The 19,906-nt window shown below is 57.2% G+C and carries 16 protein-coding genes; 3 read left to right on the plus strand and 13 right to left on the minus strand.

What is annotated here, in order from left to right:
* Positions 1-40 precede the first annotated feature (40 nt).
* The 3 genes from VJ651_RS20190 (at position 41) to VJ651_RS20200 (ending at position 2,273) form a co-directional block, all read left to right on the plus strand.
* Positions 41-706 carry a TetR/AcrR family transcriptional regulator gene (locus VJ651_RS20190; protein ID WP_324109147.1) on the plus strand — a complete coding sequence of 222 codons (666 nt, stop codon included), beginning with the start codon at positions 41-43 and terminating at the stop codon, positions 704-706.
* Between the two features lie 10 nt (positions 707-716).
* A complete protein-coding gene (locus VJ651_RS20195) occupies positions 717-1,490 on the plus strand; it encodes a hypothetical protein (protein ID WP_324109148.1) in 774 nt (257 codons plus the stop codon).
* A 189-nt stretch (positions 1,491-1,679) separates the two neighbouring features.
* On the plus strand, positions 1,680-2,273 hold the full coding sequence (locus tag VJ651_RS20200; RefSeq protein WP_324109149.1) for a TIGR00730 family Rossman fold protein: 594 nt from the start codon (positions 1,680-1,682) through the stop codon (positions 2,271-2,273).
* Between the two features lie 57 nt (positions 2,274-2,330).
* On the opposite strand, the gene VJ651_RS20205 is transcribed toward VJ651_RS20200, so the two are convergent.
* The 13 genes from VJ651_RS20205 to VJ651_RS20265 form a co-directional block, all read right to left on the minus strand.
* A complete protein-coding gene (locus tag VJ651_RS20205; RefSeq protein ID WP_324109150.1) occupies positions 2,331-3,500 on the minus strand; it encodes a tetratricopeptide repeat protein in 1,170 nt (389 codons plus the stop codon).
* A complete protein-coding gene (locus VJ651_RS20210) occupies positions 3,497-4,390 on the minus strand; it encodes an ExeA family protein (protein ID WP_324109151.1) in 894 nt (297 codons plus the stop codon). Before VJ651_RS20210 ends, VJ651_RS20205 begins: the two co-directional genes overlap by 4 nt.
* Before the next feature lie 2 nt (positions 4,391-4,392).
* Positions 4,393-6,156: a pilus (MSHA type) biogenesis protein MshL gene (gene mshL, locus VJ651_RS20215; protein ID WP_324109152.1), complete on the minus strand. Its 1,764-nt coding sequence runs from the start codon at positions 6,154-6,156 to the stop codon at positions 4,393-4,395.
* Positions 6,153-6,581, minus strand: coding sequence for a hypothetical protein (locus VJ651_RS20220; protein WP_324109153.1), 429 nt, complete (start codon positions 6,579-6,581; stop codon positions 6,153-6,155). Before VJ651_RS20220 ends, mshL begins: the two co-directional genes overlap by 4 nt.
* Positions 6,566-7,285, minus strand: a complete 720-nt coding sequence (locus tag VJ651_RS20225) for an MSHA biogenesis protein MshJ (RefSeq protein ID WP_324109154.1) — start codon at positions 7,283-7,285, stop codon at positions 6,566-6,568. The genes VJ651_RS20220 and VJ651_RS20225 overlap by 16 nt, the downstream gene beginning before the upstream one ends.
* Entirely contained in the window at positions 7,282-7,893 is a 612-nt protein-coding gene (locus tag VJ651_RS20230; protein ID WP_324109163.1) for a PilN domain-containing protein, read from the minus strand. Before VJ651_RS20230 ends, VJ651_RS20225 begins: the two co-directional genes overlap by 4 nt.
* Before the next feature lie 65 nt (positions 7,894-7,958).
* Positions 7,959-8,906, minus strand: a complete 948-nt coding sequence (gene pilM, locus VJ651_RS20235; protein ID WP_324109155.1) for an agglutinin biogenesis protein MshI — start codon at positions 8,904-8,906, stop codon at positions 7,959-7,961.
* A gap of 133 nt (positions 8,907-9,039) precedes the next feature.
* Positions 9,040-14,613, minus strand: a complete 5,574-nt coding sequence (locus VJ651_RS20240; RefSeq protein WP_324109156.1) for a DUF6701 domain-containing protein — start codon at positions 14,611-14,613, stop codon at positions 9,040-9,042.
* An 84-nt stretch (positions 14,614-14,697) separates the two neighbouring features.
* Entirely contained in the window at positions 14,698-15,099 is a 402-nt protein-coding gene (locus VJ651_RS20245; RefSeq protein ID WP_324109157.1) for a hypothetical protein, read from the minus strand.
* Positions 15,100-15,148: 49 nt separating this feature from the next.
* On the minus strand, positions 15,149-15,973 hold the full coding sequence (locus tag VJ651_RS20250; RefSeq protein ID WP_324109158.1) for a prepilin-type N-terminal cleavage/methylation domain-containing protein: 825 nt from the start codon (positions 15,971-15,973) through the stop codon (positions 15,149-15,151).
* Between the two features lie 8 nt (positions 15,974-15,981).
* Positions 15,982-16,581, minus strand: coding sequence for a type II secretion system protein (locus VJ651_RS20255; protein WP_324109159.1), 600 nt, complete (start codon positions 16,579-16,581; stop codon positions 15,982-15,984).
* Complete coding sequence (locus VJ651_RS20260) at positions 16,568-17,056, minus strand: hypothetical protein (protein WP_324109160.1); 489 nt, start codon at positions 17,054-17,056, stop codon at positions 16,568-16,570. The genes VJ651_RS20255 and VJ651_RS20260 overlap by 14 nt, the downstream gene beginning before the upstream one ends.
* Before the next feature lie 150 nt (positions 17,057-17,206).
* Positions 17,207-19,906 (minus strand): tetratricopeptide repeat protein (locus VJ651_RS20265; protein WP_324109161.1); only part of this gene is annotated, 2,700 nt, incomplete at its 5' end.

The following is a 19,906-nucleotide window of genomic DNA, read 5'->3' on the forward strand; positions in this document are numbered from 1 at the left end:
TGCTAGTGCAAAACCAAAACAGACTTGGGAGGCAACTAGCATGCAACACAAAGCCCCTCGGCGCACACGCGAGCGCATCCTCGAACTGTCACTCCGACTGTTCAACGAGTTTGGCGAACCCAACATCACCACCACCGTCATCGCCGAAGAAATGAACATCTCGCCCGGCAACCTGTACTACCACTTCCGAAACAAGGACGACATCGTCAACTCGCTGTTCGCGCAGTTCGAGGCCGAGATTGGCCGCATGCTGTCGATCCCGGAAGGCCGTCGTCCGAACATGGAGGACGTGTGGCTGTATTTGCACCTGAGCTTTGAACTGGTGTGGCGATACCGCTTCTTTTACCGCGATCTGAGCGACCTGCTGTCCCGCAATCGCAAGCTGGAATTGCATTTCAAGCAAATCCTCGCGCACAAGATCAAGGTGGCGAAGGAACTCTGCCTTGGCATGCGGGAAGACAAGGCAATGGAAGCGACGGATCAGGAAATCGAAGCGCTGGCGACCAACATTGTGGTTGTCGCGACCTACTGGCTGTCCTACGAATATGTGCGCAATCCGCGCAAATATACCGAGCAGGAAGCCATGGCTGAAGCACTCGCGCGCGGATGCTATCAGGTGCTCTCGCTGATCGGTCCCTATCTGCGTGGCGAGACACAGTTGCTGTTTGAAAAACTCGCGGAAGAATATCTAAAAAAACTTAAATAAGGACAATACCATGGCATGGAGCAAATTCCCCTATTCCGACGACGCATACAACTACACTGCGGCCAGCCTCAAGAAGGCTTGGGCGCGCTTGCATGCGGGGGACGCCGAACCGTTTCCGAAAGATGCGGCGCTGGTAGAAGCTTGGATCGCATTCCATGCCGGGGAATTTGAAAAGGCCGCCAAGCTCGGTCTGGAGCAAGGCATGGACGGTTATGCGGTTGCCAACAAGGCGACCGGCATCTATGCCAACTACCTGGAAAAATCCGAGAAGAAGAAACTGGCGCTCTTCGAAGAAGTCGCGCAGCGCTGTGAAGAGCAGCAGAAGGAACAGCCGAAGAATCCCGCAGCCTGGTATTGGCACGCCTATGCGCTGGGTCGCTATGCGCAAGGCATATCGATCGTGAAGGCGCTGTCGCAAGGCATCGGCAACAAGGTCAAGCACAGCCTCGACATGACCATCAAGCTCGCTCCGAAGCACGCCGACGCGCACATCGGACTGGGCACCTATCATGCGGAAATCATCGACAAGGTCGGGGCGATGATCGGCGGCCTGACCTACGGCGCCAAGAAAGAAGAAGGCATCAAGTATTTCAAGGCCGCTCTCAAGCTCAATCCCGACTCGGCAATCGGCAGGATCGAATACGCCAATGGCCTCGTCATGCTGGAAGGCAAAAAGAAAATGGACGAGGCGGTCAAGTTGTATGAAGAAGCTGCTGCATGCGAGGCGAAAGACGCCATGGAGCGGCTGGATGTGGAACTGGCGAAAGAAGAGCTGGAAGATTAATCTGTCCGGCAGCTTTGCCTGGGGCTCTTCGCCCCATTCAATTAGCGAACAAGCCCAGAGAGCGTCCGATAAGATGCGTCGCACAACAACATTTTATCGGGCGCTTTTATAATTGCCGAATGCGATCGCCTCGCGCTCCCTGCACGCCGGCTACACCGGGTGTCCTGTCATTCTTGCCATTGGAGTCTCATGAAATCACTCTGCGTCTATTGCGGCTCATCCGTCGGCGCCTCGCCGGATTATGCCGATGCTGCGCGCCTGCTCGCCAAAGCCATGGTCAACGACAATATCGGACTGGTATATGGCGGCGGAAATGTCGGCCTCATGAGCGTGATCGCCGACGAGGTGATGCGTCTGGGCGGCGAAGCGACGGGCGTGATTCCCAAGGCCCTGATGGACAAGGAAGTCGGTCATATCGGCCTGACGCGCCTGCATATCGTCAAGGACATGCATGAACGGAAAGCGTTGATGGCAGACTTGTCCGATGGGTTCGTCGCAATGCCCGGCGGCATCGGAACGCTCGAAGAGCTATTCGAAGTATTTACCTGGTCGCAACTCGGATTTCACGACAAGCCGATCGCATTGCTCAACGTGAATGGTTTTTACGATGGCTTGATCTCGTTTTTGCGGCACGTCGTCAGCGAGCGCTTTCTGAAGGCCGAACAGGCCTCGCTACTGATTCACGAAGCGACACCATCGGCATTGGTTGAGCGGATCAAGACGTTCAGGCCGCAGTACTGCAATAAGTTGCTTGATCCCGCCACTGCTGGAAAAGTGATCTGATGCCGCAGGGTTATCCCCCTGTGCCGCGATGTCCGCAAGCCCATGGTGTGCGTACTGTCAGTGCTTGAGCTGACTTAACCGTCCGTCGACGAAGGCCTCCAGTTCCGGCGTCAGGCTATTGCTTGCCTTGGCGCGCTTGAATGCTTCCTGCGCGTCCGCAAAACGCTGTTCGGCTTGCAGGGAAATGCCCAAGCCCATCCACCAGACGCCATTTCGCGGTGACCTTTGTACTGCCTGCAAATAGTGCTCCACTGCTTGCTTGTGCCGCTCATCACGCTGCAAGAGTGCCGCCAGAAATGCCTGATAGTCGCCATGATCGGCAGCAAAGGGCAGTGTGCGTTCAAGGGTTTCAATGGCAGGCCGTAGCGCTCCCTTTTCCAGTTGCAGGCGTGCGGCAATCATTGCCAGCCCCGCCTGTGCCGGATCCAGCGCGAGTCCTTCCCGCGCCTTGTTCAATGCGTCGTCCTGCCGCTTGCTCTCCAGGTATACGCCAATCAAAGCCTGGCGCGCGGCGACGTGTTGCGCATCAAGCTGCAGCGCCTGTTCCAGACCGGCGATCGCGTCGGCCGTTTTCCCTTGCTGAACCGCGGTGATCGCTTTGCGGTATTCATTCTCCGCGCGCTGTTGCGGTGTGAGTTCCTTGAACTGCTTGCTGATGGCGATCGGCGCCTCTGGTCCCGTCGGTTTGGCCACCGAGGTTTCGGCCATTTTTTTTGCAGCGGGCACCACCTTGGCCAGGTCGGGAACGACGTTCGCCGAGGTCGATTTGCCTGATTCAGATGGAGCAGCAGGTTTTATGGCGGGGGCCTGCTTTTCCACTGGCGACGAGACAGGGAGTACCGCCGCCGGCAGCCTTGCTGGCTCCTTCGGCGGTTCCACCCGCCCGTTTGGCTCACTGGAACTCTGTTCGGCCGTCACGGCCTGAATCGCTTGGTTGGTAATTTGACCGGCAGACGGGCTTTGAGCGCTCACGGATACCGTATCCAGGTCACTGTCCAGCTTGAGCGGCAGGGCTACGGCCCGGGCCGGAGTCGCGGCCGGGGGCTGCAGGAATACCCACGCCAGAACGCCGCTCAATACGCCTGCGAGCGCCAGTGCGACCCACCAGGCCGGATGTATGCCGCGTTGCTCGGGAACCGCCCGAACCTGCTGACCGAACGGACTGGAGCCCGTCGTTTCGGAGCGGCGCGCGTCCAGCTCCTGCAACATCTGATTGATCAGGCTCATCGGAAAAACGCCCATCCCGCGCCGGTACTGGCGACAAGCAAGATGACTCCGCCAAGCCAGGCCCACGGCCGGATCCCTCTTCGGGCTGCGCCGGTGTCGGTCGCCGCCGCCTTGATATGCCGAGTGCCGACCTGCTGCTTGCCCTCGCCAAAGGTCAGCATCAAGGCTTTGTGCGAAAGGATGTTCACCAGACGTGGAATGCCGCCACTGGTCGCAAAAAGCGCTCTGATCGCGCCGCGATTGAACAGGCGACTGCCGGAATAGCCGGCCACGCTCAGGCGGTGAGAGATATAAAACTCCATATCGTCTTTTGTGAGCGGCCCGAGATGATAATGAAAAGTAATGCGTTGATTCAACTGGCGAATCGCTTCCTGCTCCAGCTTCCTGTTCAGTTCCGGCTGGCCGAACATCACGATCTGCAACAGCTTGCGCTTCTCGGTCTCGAGATTGGTCAGCAGCCGCAATGCCTCCAAGGTTTCGATCGGCATGGCCTGCGCTTCGTCAAGGCACAATACCGCGTGCTTTCCTTCACGTGCCAGCACCAGCAAGCGATGGTTGATCGCTTTCAGCAGTTGATGTTGATCGACATCTTTTTGCTGCGGAATTTCCAGTTCATCCGCGAGCGCAAGCATCAAGGTGCGTGGCTCGAGGAAGGGGTTGGGAATGTAGGCGGTGACAAAACTCTTGTCGAGAGTCGCCATGAATTTGCGGCACAAAAGCGTCTTGCCGACCCCGACTTCGCCTGTGATCTTGATAAAGCCTTCGCCATTCTTCGCAGCGACCAGCAGCGTATTCAGCGCTTCCTGGTAATTGGAGCAGGCGAAGAAAAAACTGGTATCGGGTGTGATGCCAAAGGGCAGTTCACGCAGGCCGAAATGGGCTTTATACATGACTACCTTAGTTCCATCGCGTTACGCGGCTCCAGCGCATGAATGCGCTGCTGGCTTTCCGTCATGTCGTGCGCCCAGGTGCTGCTCCCCTGGACAATTGTCGGTTTCAACAGAATAACCAGTTCACGTTTCTGGGTCAGCTGATTGGTGTTGCGGAACAGGCCGCCGACAACCGGAAGGTCGCCCGCACCGGGAACTTGCGATCTGTCGGAAGTCGATGCTTGCCGCATCAGGCCGCCGATTGCAACGATTTGCCCGTCCTGGCCGCGCACGACGCTGTCCGTCTCGGACACCGTGCTCGATGCGAGCGGCAGGCTGAACGATCCCGCCGTTCCCAGGTTCAAGGGCTTGTCGACCGTCGTGACGTTGCTGACCGATGGATGGATGTGCAGGATGATATTGCCGTCCTCGTCGATTTGCGGCGTGACGTCCAGAGCAACGCCGGAGAAGAACGGCTGCACCGTTACGCTCGGACTGGTTGTCGTGGTGGAGCCGGTGGCAACGGTGCTCGAACTGATGTTGGTCACGAAGAATTCGTCCTTGCCGACCTTGAGCACGGCCTTTTGATTATTCAGCGTGGCGATGCGCGGACTCGACAACACATGCACCGATCCCTGCGTCTCCAGGAACGAAATCAGCGCAGCGAAATTGGCAGTCTGGAATGCGAGGCCAAACAGCGAACCTGCTGCTGCGCCGGCAACGCCCATGTCGAGGCTGGTATTCGCAGTGATGGTTGCGTTGCCGCCAGCGCCGGTGGTCGGATTCGTGCTCGCTACACTGGTTGTCAACGTATTGGACCGTGCAGCAGACGACAAGGTAGTGCCCGGTGCCATGAATCCGGCGACAGTGCGATTATTGCCAATGCCGGTAAAGGAAGCAAACGAAGCCCAGTTGATCCCGCTCTGGAAGCTGTCGTTCAGCTGCACTTCGAGGATTTTTGCTTCAAGAATCACCTGACGGTCGACTGCGAGTTGTGCCGCCTTCAGATAGGCGTTGACGTTCTTCAGCTCGTCCCACATGGCGCGAACCAGAATCACGCCGGACTGCGGGCTGACAACCACGCTGCGCCCTTCCTTGTTGCCCACGATGGCTTCCAGCGATGCCTTGAGTTCGCCCCAAAAGTCGCTGCTGGACGTGGTACTGATCTTGCTGCTGTTAAGCGTCGTGGACGAGGTATTCGAACCTCCCGCCGGTACGCTGCCCTGCTGCCCGCTTTGGGACGGCGCGGCACCCGAGCTTGATGTATCGCTCACGGATCCGGACGTCACGCGGATGTCCGACGTCCCGCGGCGATTGGCCGTCAGGTAGTTCACCGTGAATACGCGCGTTTGCAGCGTCAAGGGCTTGATGTAGATGCGCGTGCCGTCTACCTGGTAGTCATAGCCATACAATTCACGAATCGCATCCAGTGCTTCAAACAGCGTCACATCCTTGAGATTCGCCGACAACGTGCCAGTCACTTCAGGATGAACCAGCATGCTGTAGCGCGTTCCGGATGCGATCGCCATGAAGAACTGGCTCGCCGGCACGTTGTTGAGCGCCAGGCTGAAACGTTCTTCCAAAGCCTGCTTCGGCTTCGGTATTTCAATGTTGATAGGCGGGAGCAAGGCTGCCGATACCGCGTCAGGCTGCGATTGCGCATGCTTGGCCGCCGCCTCCGTTGCTTTTTGCATCTCGGTCGAGATCAGGTCGTAGGTCTCGCGCTTGGATGAAGAAGCGCATCCCAGCAGGCTTAAAGCAATAGCAATTGATGTAATTCTTTTCATTCTAGGGTTTGCCCTTGATGCCGCCGTTGGTCCGCGCTATTCGTCCGCTTTGGCGCCGAGGCGCCGCGGGTCGAGTTTTTTTCGATATTCGGGAAAAGCTTCAATGCCTGCAAATCCTTGCCACTGCGCAGAAAAACCTCGCTCTCCGTGATCCTGACGACCTTCGCCTCGCCGACTTTGTCTCCTACCTTGACGGTCTGCCCATTGATGATGGCTTCTGCCCGATGCGGCGAAATCAAGATCGACTGCAGAATCGGCCCCGCCGCTGCCTGACCCGATGCAAGCTCGCTACTGGCGGCAACTGGCGGGCGGGTCGGATCACTCAAGACTTGCGTCATGGCAATAAAATGCACACCGAAGGCGAGACACGCTGTTGCAGATCGAATTATTACTTGCTTCGCGGTCATATTCAAATATTGAGCCATTTCTTGTCCAAGCTCAACGTATACAGCGTCAAAGTCAGTTTCGCTTTTGGATAATCCTCCGAGTCAAGCTTCGCCTTTCCCCAAAACAGCTGCCACGGCATCGCCTCAAGCTGGCTCAGGTAATCCAGCAAGTCCAGATATCCGCCTTGCACGACTATTTCCACGCCGTGGCGATAGATTGCATCGGCAACCGGCTTGTCTGGGGAAGCAGCGGGCTTGCCATCGGCCTTGTCCCGGGACTGCGTCGCGCTCGCTTCCGGAGTAGCGGTCGGCGTATCGTTGATGCTCGTGACAGGCAAGGTCTTGAGCGATAACAAGCGCAGCCTGCCGTTTCTTTTCAAGATGTCTTCCAGCAGGGATGACATCCTGTCGGGAGAAACCAGTCCTTTCTGCATTCCTCGCAAGGACGTTTGCATTTGCCGGAACTGTTCCTTCAATTGCTGCAGCCGGATCTTGGTCGTACTGTCGGGATCCACGGTTTGCGCCGCAATCTTGCGTTGAATTTCGGCCTGCGCGGAGGCGATTTGCGATTGCTCCTGCTTGATGCGGTCGGACAATTCTTTTTGTCTGGCGTATTGCGGGTCCAGCAGTATGGTATTGACCAGCACGATCAGAATCAGCGCAGCCATCGTAAAAATAATGGCACGCTCGCGTAGCGTCAGGGCATCGATTTTCAGCGCCAGCCGTTGCCAATATCGTTTCATTTATTCTTTGCTCCCGACGCTTCGGCGCGATCCTTCACCATGCCGGATGATCGCAGGCTGAATTCAATGTAAGCCGGCACCGCCGGTTTCGTCATATGGCCCGCTGAATCCGTGGTGCCTTGGTCGGATGCCGGCGTGCGCATCTCGAGCGCTGCGAATGACTTCCCTTGCAGGACGGGCTCACGCTTCAGACGGGTGATATAGGCGGGCACCAGCTCCGGCTGCAAGGCACGCCCGCGGAGCTCAATCTCATTTCCCGCGCCTTCGATAGTGAAGCCGGTCAGCCAGACCCCGTTCACAATCTCCCGAGCGAAGGCGCGCAGATAATCCGCGTAGCCCTTCGTATTGCCGAAATCGCCTTGCTGCAAGGTGTCAAAAACATGCTGTAGCGCACTCACCTCCACCTCGGCCTGATGCAATTCGTCCTCAAGCGATTTTGATTTTTGCCTTGGTCCGTACGTCGCATTCACCTTGCCCAGCTCGGCTTGCGTCACCGCCAATTGCGCAGTCGTCGCCGCCGCTTCTTTCCCATATGCTGTCACCTGATATTGTGCGTATCCGGCGAGGAGGAGGCAGCCGACCAGAATCAGGCCAAGTGCCTGCGCCATGGTCACGGCGGAAAAATATTTTTTCTGGGTGAGAAAAATCGGATTGAACAGATTGATCTGTTGGGTCATAGCGTCTTTTCCTCGAGACGCAATGCCGCGCCAAGCGCCAGGAAGTAACGCTGTTGTGCCTGGAGCGACTGAAGTTCCGGTACCTTTGACAAATCCAATACAGTTTCCAGATTCAACATTTCCACCGGAATATACAAATTGGTCGCCAGATGCTCTTGCAAACCCGAACCCAGTTCCGACAATGAAATTACCAGCTTTGATACGGTAATGAAATGGTACTGCCTGTCGAAATGATCCAGCGAACGCTGCAGCTCCAATGTGATTCGCTCGAAAACCGCGTCCTTTTGCTCGGCATTCTGTTGTGCGAGCTGATCCGGTGTAACGTCAATGCGCCGTGAGAGATAAAGCTCGCCGGAAAAGGTGACCGTCAACAAGCCGCCCGTCGAATCAAATGACAATAACGCCAGGCCGCGCCCCTCCTGTTCAAGCAGTGCGGCGATATTACGCTGCGCCATTTCGGGGATATCGATCACGCTCAATGGAATTTTTGCGTTATTGAACAGCTCTTGCCGTTGCGCAATTATTTGATTGCGAGCAGCAATCGCAAACATGGAATGATTACGCGCAGGAGCATTTTTGTCGACCGGAACATCCGCCACATCAATGGTCGCGTCATCAATATGGAAGTCCAGCATGTCCTTCAAGCGCCAGCGGATTGCTGTTTTCATCTCGTCGGGCGGTACATTAGGTGCGTCGACCGCCAACAACTGATACTCGCCGCTATTGAGCAACGTCATGCAGTAATAGCGGCCAATGTGCAATTCCTTCCCCAGCTTTTCAAGCAATTCTGGCAATGGCGAGCTATCGGACGGGTAAAACGCTGCCCGCTCAATGACAGGCTTGGCGAGCGGGGTGCGTGAAGCGTGAACCGCACATACCCCCTCCGGGTATAAGTTGACGGCCATCCATCCCGAAATTTTTTTACTTCTCGCGAAGAAATGCATGACAACAACTTTTCGAAGAAACCACCTGAAATTATGGGATTAACATATTGTTGTCAATCAATTTTTGGCCGGATTGGAACTTCATGCTATATGGAAGCGACATAGTTTCCGCACGGCATTAAATGCGCGTGAATTAGTACATTTCTCTGAAGTAAATCACTGGCCCACCCCGATAGACACCAAAGGTGGCACGCATGAAAGGATCAATAGTGTAAGTGGTTGCTGTACCCCACCGCCCTTGCAGCCAAGGCATGCCAGCTGTAATGCCCGCTTGACACTGCAGGTTCGGGTCAGGATTGTTATCAGGACCGGCCAGGTCGACGCACAACGTGACACTGCCCTTCACGCCGCCGGTCCCGCCCGCCGGCCTTGTCAGGTTTAAAGTCCCGATCCCCGCAGTAAACGAACCGACATTAATGTTAGTCAGCGGCATATTCGTTGAATTAATCGAACCATCATAAGCCTTGAGCAACATGTTGCTCCGGCCTAGTGCCGTGCAACTATCCAGTGTATTGGTCGTGAAGGCTGTGCCGTTCCAAGACTCGGTACGCATGGTGATCGGAAGATTAAGCCGGTCGGAACCGAAGGCATTGGCAAGCCGCAAGCGGCCGAACCGTAATTGGGTTGGCGTTCCCAGCAATGCGTGATCATTGCCGACCGCCCCGTCCATATCGGTGTTAAGTGCGGTAGCGAGTAGTTTGACGCCATCCCCATCCTGCGGCGCTATGCCGATTCTCAACTCGTCATACGGGCCGTCGGGATTAGTGACGCGCCCCAGCACCGCATCTGCCGCAAAGGTTCCCACGCCGAGATTCCAGGTCATGGCCGGAGCAGGGGAAGCATTTACCGAAACCCGAGCGCTACCAGTTCCATCAATCGACGGGGGAGTAACGACACCGCTAGTGCAGTTATCAAAAATCGTATTCCATGGACTGGCTTGGTCAAAACGTACCCGGCAGGTGCCCGGAGCTACCGGCTGATTGGTTGCCGCCATCCAAAGCCCAAGGCTATCGTTTGCCCCTGCATTGGTCCAGCTTGCAGCGCTGTTGGAAAAACGAGCGTAATTCCCGGCATAGTTTTGGGTTGTCGCCCCGGATGCATTCACTGCCATCAGCGAAAAATTCACCCGCATGGGCTCGCCCAAATAGGTAAACGTCGATGCTGGGGAACACCCGGCGCCACTCCCTACATCGCTGCGGTTGACCATTGATGAACCGGTCAATACAAAACGAGCAGGTTTAAAGCGTCCGACCAATGCGTTTCTCTGACTCGTGTCTGCCGGCGTGGAATATATCGCGGTTCGCAGATTCAGATCGACGCCGGCAGTATTCAAATAGGCGGAAGACGCCGTTGCGCTCAATGAAAAAGTGCCGACTTCCGAATAATTCAAGCCGGTCGCAACCGTACTGCCCGAACTGACCGATACCGTATTCCCATATAGGGTGCCGGCGACACCGCTTCCCGGAGGCGAATCCGCCGCGGTTGCCGGGTAAAACGGCGTGCTGGTGCCCAAGGTCACCAAATCGGCATAATGGGACGCGACACCTCCGCTTGCAAGCTGGGACAAGCTCACCGCATCCGGTAGTCCATCGCCATTGGCATCGCTACCCGCGTTCCAGAGAAGCGCGCTCACCGTCGCCTGAAACAGTGTGCCGGCGCTGGTGAACACGCTGCCTTGAGCACTGCTGTCGCCCGGATTATCACGCTCTCCCGTCACGCCCGAAACGGTCACGGCGAATGGCCTGGCAGTGAGAGTGCCGGATGCTCCGCGCACGACCGGTGAAACCGTATCGTCGCGCAGGCTTAGCGAGTACTTGCCGACGTCACTGGTCGCAAGACAGAAGTAAGCGGCCCCGTTCGAAAAGTTCAACGCGGGCATGAAGTTGCTGGTGGAATCGATCGTTGGCTCGGCGATCGACAGCGTCTGACAGGATCCGATCGGAAAACAGGTAGTGCCCGCATTGGCGGCACACAGTTGGGGCGCATTGGCGCCGGTTGGATGATCACCGGATGCAGGCGAATACCAGCCATCCAGATTCTTGGCCCCACTATAGGACGTGTCGACACCGCACCCGGCATTCGTACGCTTCACCATGAACCGATGAGGGCGCCCGGCCACCACCCCGCCGCCGGGCGCAGGAGCACCGCCAGGTAAAGTCGCGAGGGTATCGACATTTTCGATGTCAAACGATGCCGCGCCGCTGAACTGCACCGCCGAGCCGAAAGAGGAAGAAATCGTGCCGCCGTTTTCTTCGATCGTCAGATAGACATTTTGCGCGCTGGTGTCGGTCAGATAGAACTGCGCTACGCCGTTATCCGTTGGTGTGAACGTATATTGGGTAATGTTGAAAGCGGTGCCGACCTTGCGCCAGGTCGCATTGGAAGCACCTCCGCCAGACAGGCTTGCCTTCAAATTGATCGTCTTGTTGTACGTAGTCACGACGTTGCCGTTGGTGTCGAGCGCCGTGATCGTGACGATCGGCGAGGATGGCGTTTGTCCCGGTCCTCCACAAATACTAGGGGTGACGTTATCCACCTGGATGCGATACCCAGCCGGCGGGGTAATCGTTTGCGCACAGATCTTGAGCCCCTGGATCTCGTGGATATTCACCTGAGATCCTGTCGACCCGGTGAAAGACAGCTTCCAGTTCGCCGGCACATTCGCCTGTCCGGGGTTGATCGTGTAGGCGTCGAAGCTGATTAACTGATTACCCGACGTAAAATTGCCTGCCCCGGTCGTATCGCGGTTTACAGTGACCTGTGCCCTTTTCGCGAGCGACGGGTTATTGCAGGTGATATCGCCACTGCTGGTGTTTCTTTCATAGCAGCGTGCGTCGACCGTGATGCGGTACGCTTTCCCCGGTTGAACCGGCGAGGGGGCCGTCGGATCGTCCACACCGGGATTGAGCGAGGAGGTTCCGGCCATGAAGGGATAGCCGGTCGTGCCGCTCCCCGAGCCACGCACAGCGATCGAGTCGGGAATCAGGCTGTTCCCGCCTCCTACCCGGCCTTCCTGCGCCGTCGAGTAGTTGCCGTACTCATCAATACCGACGCCGACCCAGCCGCCGGTGAAACCGTTGATCCCCGTCTTTTGTGCATAACCGAGGGAACCACCGAAAGCGCCCGGTTGCGGCGAAACTGCCGAGTCTGACAAAGTCAAAGCGACGCCATCCGCACCTGCCGGCCCATCAGGACCGCTTCCGACATAGGCGAAATGCTTGAATTCGACCGTAATCAGGTTTCCGGCCGCCGGAAAGGTGCCGGGCATGGTGGCTGCCGTCGAAACGTTTGTGCTGTTGTCAGTCAGGCGCAAGTATCCGGAATTGACAATCTGCGGAACACCAAACGTTCCACTGGTGGTACTTAAAGACCAATTCCCGCCGTATATAGTCGAGGGATTGAGTCGGGAGCGACCAAAGTTATCGCAAACGCAGGTCATCGTACTTGGCAGGCCCGACGGAACCGAACAGACGAAAGCCGTTTCGCCGGCGGCAAAACTGGCATTGTTCAATGGGCCGGCTACCACGCTGCTGCCGGTGGTAGCGGCGCTCCTTGTATCCACCGGCGTGGGCAGGCTCCAAGACGTCCCGTCGTAGCGGCCAAGAACAAAGCTCCCGGTCGATGCACTGGTGTCCACGTCTCCCGGAACAAAGGTCACGGTCACGCCATAGTTGCTGGAATTGATCGTATCTCCCGTCAGTGACCAATAGCGGTTGACGTCCTTGGTGGCATCAATACTTGAACCCGCGATTTGAGGATGCTCGCTGCCGGTGGTGCTACCGGTCAGCGTACCTCCGCCGAAGGTAAGTGGCTTGGACACCGTAATCGGCGCATATGCCGTGCCGCTACCGACAGGGAATGTGCAGGTTGCAGCAGTAGATGGGAAAGTGAGCGTCAAGCTGCCATTCACGTATCCGCCGTTGGCAGGACGCGAAATGCTCGCGGCGCAGGATGAGGTCGATGTCAGCGTAAAGGCATTCGTCGTGATCGCGCCGCTCGTCAGCGTCAGAATATTTCCAACGCTGAGGTTGCTGCTTAACGTAATGCCGTTCGCATTGTTCACGGTCAGATTCCTGAGCGTCGTGACGCTGGCTGGAATGATGACATCAGACGATGATCCGCCAAAAACAAGGCTTGAAGCTGCAGTTGCCGACAGGTTGTTTCCGACGACCGAAGGGCCATCCAGGATGAGTGTGTTGCCCCCGACATTAAGCGCGCCACTTGTCACGGTCAAGAGTCCGGAGACGGTTGTCGTGCCCACCATCGATGCCCCGCTCGCATCGCTCACTGTGAGGCCGCCATAGGTCAACGCCGAAACGATTTGCGCCGCGGTACCGGCATAATCCACGGTCAAATTGGTCAATGAATTCGTCGCGAATTTGTACTGACTGGCGAAATCAGCGGTTGCTGCTGTTCGCGTCACCTTCACCGTGCCGGAACCGGTAAGTGTGCCTGCCGCACCGGCATTGTTGATCACCGCAGTGGGTTCCGCCGCCAGAACGGCGCCTGCATTGACATTGAGCACACCGGTAACCCTGACGTTGGTGCCGCTTGGCGACACCGTGCCGCCCGTGTTTGCCACTGTCAGATTGTTAAAAGTCAGTGTGTTGGTGCTGCTTATTGTCTGCGTGCCGCTGCCATTGAATATGAATGTGCTGGAGGATGCGCTAAAGCTTGCGCCATTGTTGACGAAGTTCCCGACTACGCTATGTGTGAAGGAACCCGCATTGAAGGTGACGCCCGTATTCAAGCTGACATTTCCGCCGATAGTGAGCGCTCCTGTCGCAGTCGTGCTCAAGGTGCCCGAGGTCGTTGCAGTGAAATCGCCGGCAATGGTCAACCCTGGAGGCAAATTCTTGGTACCGGTACCCGCCAGCGTGAGGTTGTAGTAGGTGCTGCCAGAAGGCACTTCAATTGTTTGATTGTTGGCCCGACCATATATCACGGTATTGCCGCTGGCGCTGGCGACAAGCGTTCCGGTCTCCATTGGCGCCCGATTGGATCCACTACTCACATAATTGAGCGTCGAACCTGACCCATTTACCCAAGTCGAGCCGGTTACGTTTCCATTGAGTCTACCGTTAATGGTGACAACATCGCTGTTATTGTTCGTTACGGTGATCGCACCGCTTATCGCGACGGTATCAAAGGTGATCGGACTGGCACCATCGATGATTTGGCTGTTGGTTTCGAAAGTTTGAGTACTGGTACCGGCACCGTTAATCCACGTGCCGTTATTGGTGATTCCACCACGGAAATTGATTGACTCACTGACGCTGTTATTCCAGGTTCCACCACTGTTGACATTCACGCGTCCAACGAAAAATGCCGAGCCTCCGGTATTTGTATGAGCAAGGGTGCCGGAAATGCTGACGATGCCGTTGGAGGTCCAGTTCGAGCTGCTGATATTGAGCGTACCGCCGCTGTCGATCGTTACTGCACCTACAGTTACGGTGACGTTTGCATTAATCGTGTGGCCATTCAAAATGGTCACCGAATCGCCTGAACCTGGCGTTCCGTTGCAGTTTGTCCAGGAAAGGGGATCACTCCAGTTAGTACGGATCCCCGTGGAAGTACAGTTTGCGGCTTGAGCAGGCAAGCTCACTAGCACAGCGCATACCGCGGCCGCGAGCTGCGCTGCGAACGGTTTACGCATTTTCCCCTGCCATACCTGATAAAGACGTTTTATGCCAATCAAGAGGCGCATTTTGTTCCTGCTCCCAATCTGAACTTGTTCTTTTCGTGCGGCCTGTTCTTGTGCTTTCCGGCAGACCGCAGCCGTCGCCCACCGTCACGGCGGAGGCGGATACTCGACCGTCACTTGAAGCTGCCGCTCCACGCGGGCAACACTTCCCTCCGCGCCGATGACAGCAGTCGATGTAATCCGGAATACCTGGCTGGAGGTGCCGTTTTCGTTGAACGCTCCTGAGGCGGGGAATACGGCGCATTCCACCGTCACGGCGAAGCCGCTCAATGTCCCTCCCAAGGTCAACGGCGTACTGGCATTGCATACCGGCGGCGTCGGGCTCCCCCGCAATACCTGGAACACGCCCCATTCGATTCCGGCACGCGCCGCCTGATAAGCCCGGCTTCCCTGGATATCCTGGGCCGAAGTTGCATGCTGCGCGGTTGAAAACGTCACCATGGCAGCACCCAGCGCTGCGAGCACAATCAACAGGAATATCGCGGACACGATCGAGAATCCACGTTGAAGCCCGGGGGCCGCCCATTTTTTTATCGGATCACGGCACATTGTTGACATGCACCTCGTGATATAGGGTGATGGTCTCGCCTGACTGCGCGATCGACAAACGCATGGTCACCAGCCCGTTACGCTCGGTAAGCGGGGTATAGATGAACGCGCAAGCGCTGACCTTTTTCGCCAGCAGCGCGTGATACGTGGTGGATGGCGGAACCGACTGCGTGGAGCTGATGACATAACCCCAATAGCGAGTCAAGGTTCCGGCCGAGAGGTCGCAGATATAACTGACGGGCGTGTCGACGACCTGGAAGCGGTGTGCCGGAGAATCGAAAGGAAACGGGTTGCTCGACGTGATGACGACCGTACTCACCGAACCCGTCGCCCCGTTATAGGGACGACGGTTATGCGTCGCAGCCGTATTTCCCGCATAGGCATCCGCCCCCGTGATGCCGAGGTTGTAAATCACGATTTCATTCTGATTCTCGGGCGAGGTCGCCTGAAACGGAATGGACGGGCCGAAGATTTCGAAGGAGGTGTCGCTGGCATTGTTGAAGTTCAGCGCATCGCCCGGACCACCGACACGATACCGGCCGCCGGTTCGGGTCGACAGGAATTCCAGCGCCAGATTATCGGGACTGACGCGCACACTGTTCGGCAAGGCCAGGTGCAGGTCGCGGGAAATCCGGCGCAAGGCCGTATCCGCCGTGTCCGTCATTTCTGCGCGGCGCGCGGAATCAACGTAGCCTTGCACGGGCTTGACGATAAATACCGCCACGACCGCTGCGATAATGCCGGTAATCGCGATCACGATGATCGCCTCGAGCAGCGTGAAACCTTGATGCGGTTTCTTCACGAGGGTAGTCATAGGCCGCTTCATACCGACCATGGCGCATAGCGCAGGCGATAACCCGTCAGGGTGACATCCGTGCCGGCCGGCCCTGTCACCCTGACATCGATCCGCAGCGATTCCGTCGCGGCGACTGCGCCCGCTCCGGACCCGACTGATTCCTGGGTGATGGTGACGGTTGCGCTATAGGCGCTCAATCCGGCAATCGCCGTGTTGTCGCTGACGTCGACAATCGCGATCGCTTTGGGTACGCCGTTAGCGTCGACGTAGTCGTTGACGTTATCAAACGGCAGCACAGAATCAGTGCGTGTTTCGCCCCCTTCCGGACCGAAGCCTTCCGGTATAGCGCAGTCGCCAGGTTGGGTAACTGCGGGAGACGCGGCGCTGGGATCATCCGGATCGCAGTAGCTGAAAGGCTGCATCTCGATTTCTTCGAGCAGCGACTCCGCGATGGCAATCGCCTGTTTGCGCACCAATGGATCGGAACTGTGTGCTGTCGTCAGATTCATCACCGACAGAATCCCCACGATCCCGACGCTGACGATCACGATAAACATGATGAGTTCGACGAACGAGATCCCGCTCTGCAATGCACGATAGTTGACCGGGAAACTACGTATGGACATAGCCGGTCTCCCTCTCTACCGTGATGCTGTCAGGGGCTCCTAACACCTGTATGGTTTGCGTGACGCTTGCCTGACCCAACGATGTGAAATAAAAGGTGGCCGGCGTCGCTGAAAAACTGATATTCGATTTGGCCGTGATCTGATAGGGGTTTTCACCTCCGGGCCCCAACAGCGGAGGATTCGCGCCGCAGGTGTTCGTCCCTGCGGCTGCGGCGATGGTAAGCGAGACGGTGGTGGAGGTGAAAGTGACACAAACCGTTCGGCGCTGCGCAATCGCGGCTTTTTGCGCATAGCGCAGGATAGCCAGAGTTTGATCAGAAAAAGCCCGCGCCTCAAACGTGGAGCGATCGAAAAAGCGCGGCAGCGCGACCACGGCAAGGATGCCGATGATGATCATGATGCTGATCAGTTCGACGAGTGTGAAGCCGGTTGTTCTTGTATGCATCATCAGCGATCGACGTTTCTGAATATCCAAGAAGCGGCCGCGGCGATACCGATATGGCACCTGTCACCGACCTGGATTAAATCCGCTGGCCCGCCGACAACCACGCATGGAGCCAGCTGCGAACCTATTATGCCTCACGGAAACCCCAACCAACTTTCAGGAAGCCAGTTCCAATTCCTTTTATTGGTTGAGCGACGCGGGGAAACACGATTTCCTGTCGCCCTCCACCCTGCCTGACTCCACTGTCGCTGAATAGGCAAGCGCCCAAAGGTCATAGGATGGTCCGCGCTCCACCACCGTCGCCTCAAAGCCGCTTTCGCGAAGTACGCGGTCAAGGCTTCGTGCGGTAAATCCGGTCTTGTGCGCCATGAAGAGGTTGCCCCTTGCCATCGCAGGCCGGTGGCCGTACAGGATGTCGATCGGCGCAATCGGCCCGGCGGGAGCGACATAGGCAGGTTCTTCGAGCTTGTCATCGGCGACCAGCGCGCACACTGATTGCAGATCCGGACAAGTCAGCACCAGGAGTCCGTCGGGTTTCAGCACACGCCTGAACTCCTTCAGCGCCACCTCGACTTCATGCGGATACAAGTGTTCGATGTTGTGGGACGAGTAAACAGCATCCACGCTGCCACTCTCGACCGCGGCCATGTCGAGCATGCTTGCAACGACATCCGGATTGACGCCCGGATCGATGTCGAGGCGGATTTCCTGCCAGCGGCTTTGAAAATGGACGGGTAACGAGCGCTTGTCGGCAGGACCGCAGCCGACATGCAGAACCTTTTTTCTTGCAACAGGTGTACCCGGTACAATCTCCGCGCCAAGCTTCTCGTCGCGCAGCCAGGCTTGCCACATGCGGCGGTACAGCGTCTCCAGATCATGGGTGAACTGCTCCGGCTGGCACAGCGGACTGTTTGCCATGCGGCGTCGGATCTGTTGCCTCATTCCGGAAAGACGCTCGACCTTGTGTGCGAGCGAGATCGCGCCTTCAACATACATGTCAAGGTCGTCGAAGATGAGTTCGGTCAGCCCGATATTGGTCAGTGCAGAGGCAGATTGCCGCGAAACCACGCTGTTGCCAGCCAGTGTCACGACCGGCACTCCCATCCAGAGCGCCTCCAGTGTCGTCATGCCGCCATTAAAAGGAAACGGGTCGAGGGCGATGTCAACTTCGCCATACTGCTCCAGCATTTCCGGATGTTGCGATGGCCCGCGCAATTCCAGCCGGTCGCCTTTCAGCCCCAGCTCGGCAAAGCGGCGACGCAGGGACTCGCGCACGCTTTCATTCTCCAGCACGCCGGCCTTCAGCAGCAGCCGGCTGCCCGGAACCGCATCAAGAATCCTGACCCAGGCAGAGATTACCGGATCAACCAGCTTTTCGACGCGATTGAATGAGCCGAAGGTGATATAGCCGACATCGAGGACCGGCGACGGCGCAACATCTGGCGCGTACTCGGGCGGCGAGTAGCAAAAACGGGAGTGCGGCAGCCACACCGGCGTCTCGGAAAACAGCTGTCCCGCATTGGCGGGTGTCGTCACCGGGTCGGTGATGAAGTAATCGATGTTCTTCAACCCGGTCGAATGGAAGTAGCCGATCCAGGTTGCCTGGACCGGCGCAGGCCTGCGCACGAATGCGGGCAAGCGGTTGTAGGCGGTATGCCCGGAAAGGTCCACCAGGATGTCAATCTGGTCCTGATGAATCTGCTCCGCCAGTTCATCATCGGTCATCAACAGCGCATCGATCCATGCAACCGCATTGGAGCGGATGGCATCGGTGACATCGTCGCTGGCGCGCATCATGGAATAGCAATAAATTTCGACCTGCTGCCGGTCGTGGTTGCGCATCACGTCCCTCAGCAGGAAACCCACAGGATGCCTGCCAAAGTCTCCGGACACGTAACCTATCCTTAACGGACGATCCGCATCCCGGGATTGGTCGTAGCCGAATGGTTTCTTGTCGTTGACTTTCTCGAATCGATCCGCCCATTCCCGATGGTAGGCAAATACTTCATCGGCGGAGATATCCGGCAGATAGGTGGCGTCAAAGGCGATGTTCGAATAGATCGCCGGCATGTCCGGATTTTCCGCCAATGCCCTTTCATGCAGGCGGATCGCGCCCTGATGATCGCCTTTCACACTCAGGCATCCTGCAAGCGTGATCAGGACCGAAATGTTATTGGGCTGCATCCGAAGCACTTTCAGGCACGTCGCCTCCGCCTCGGACAAATTACCCTTTGCCTGCTGGGCCAATGCCAGCGAAGCGAGACGCTGGACACTCTCCCCTTTAACTTCAATCTCATGCTCGAAGTATTCGAGCGTCTCCGCAAGGCGCCGGGTCTCGCCCAGCAAGGTCGAGAGCGCGAGGTGGGCTTCCGGACATGATGGATCGTATTCGAGAGCCTTGCGAAATGCCTTCACTGCCGGACGTGCTTTTCCTGAATGCAGCAAAACATTGCCCAGGTTGACGTGCAAGGCCGCTTCATTCGGATGCAACTCGATCGCTTCGCGAGCGGCAGACTCTGCGTCCGTGAACTTCGCCAATTCGTACAGCGCCGCAACGCGATTGTTCAATGCCTGCAGCAATCGCGGCTCGATTTTCAGCGCGCGCTCGATCTTTTCCAGTGCCGCAGGAGTCTCGCCTTTGACCAACCACCACTCACCCAAATTGCTCCATGCCTGTGCATAATCTGGATCGAGTTCAATCGCCTTTTCATAGGCCTCACGTGATGCGTCCATCCGGGCAAGGCGTCGTTGTGCGGCGCCCAAGGCACACCAGGCCTTTGCATACGCCGGATCAGCGCGCAGCGCCTCCTGGCATGCATCGACCGCTTCCTGGTTGAGATCCCTGGCCATGAGCCGCTGGCTCAATTGAAATCCTGCTTC

Source organism: Noviherbaspirillum sp., assembly GCF_035254865.1.
Taxonomy (GTDB): domain Bacteria; phylum Pseudomonadota; class Gammaproteobacteria; order Burkholderiales; family Burkholderiaceae_D; genus Noviherbaspirillum.

Coding starts and splice junctions, on each gene's coding strand:
- VJ651_RS20190 (WP_324109147.1), top strand. CDS start 41: ATGCAACACAAAGCCCCTCGGCGCACACGCGAGCGCATCCTCGAACTG.
- VJ651_RS20195 (WP_324109148.1), top strand. CDS start 717: ATGGCATGGAGCAAATTCCCCTATTCCGACGACGCATACAACTACACT.
- VJ651_RS20200 (WP_324109149.1), top strand. CDS start 1,680: ATGAAATCACTCTGCGTCTATTGCGGCTCATCCGTCGGCGCCTCGCCG.
- VJ651_RS20205 (WP_324109150.1), bottom strand. CDS start 3,500: ATGAGCCTGATCAATCAGATGTTGCAGGAGCTGGACGCGCGCCGCTCC.
- VJ651_RS20210 (WP_324109151.1), bottom strand. CDS start 4,390: ATGTATAAAGCCCATTTCGGCCTGCGTGAACTGCCCTTTGGCATCACA.
- mshL (WP_324109152.1), bottom strand. CDS start 6,156: ATGAAAAGAATTACATCAATTGCTATTGCTTTAAGCCTGCTGGGATGC.
- VJ651_RS20220 (WP_324109153.1), bottom strand. CDS start 6,581: ATGGCTCAATATTTGAATATGACCGCGAAGCAAGTAATAATTCGATCT.
- VJ651_RS20225 (WP_324109154.1), bottom strand. CDS start 7,285: ATGAAACGATATTGGCAACGGCTGGCGCTGAAAATCGATGCCCTGACG.
- VJ651_RS20230 (WP_324109163.1), bottom strand. CDS start 7,893: ATGGCGCAGGCACTTGGCCTGATTCTGGTCGGCTGCCTCCTCCTCGCC.
- pilM (WP_324109155.1), bottom strand. CDS start 8,906: ATGCATTTCTTCGCGAGAAGTAAAAAAATTTCGGGATGGATGGCCGTC.
- VJ651_RS20240 (WP_324109156.1), bottom strand. CDS start 14,613: ATGCGCCTCTTGATTGGCATAAAACGTCTTTATCAGGTATGGCAGGGG.
- VJ651_RS20250 (WP_324109158.1), bottom strand. CDS start 15,973: ATGACTACCCTCGTGAAGAAACCGCATCAAGGTTTCACGCTGCTCGAG.
- VJ651_RS20255 (WP_324109159.1), bottom strand. CDS start 16,581: ATGTCCATACGTAGTTTCCCGGTCAACTATCGTGCATTGCAGAGCGGG.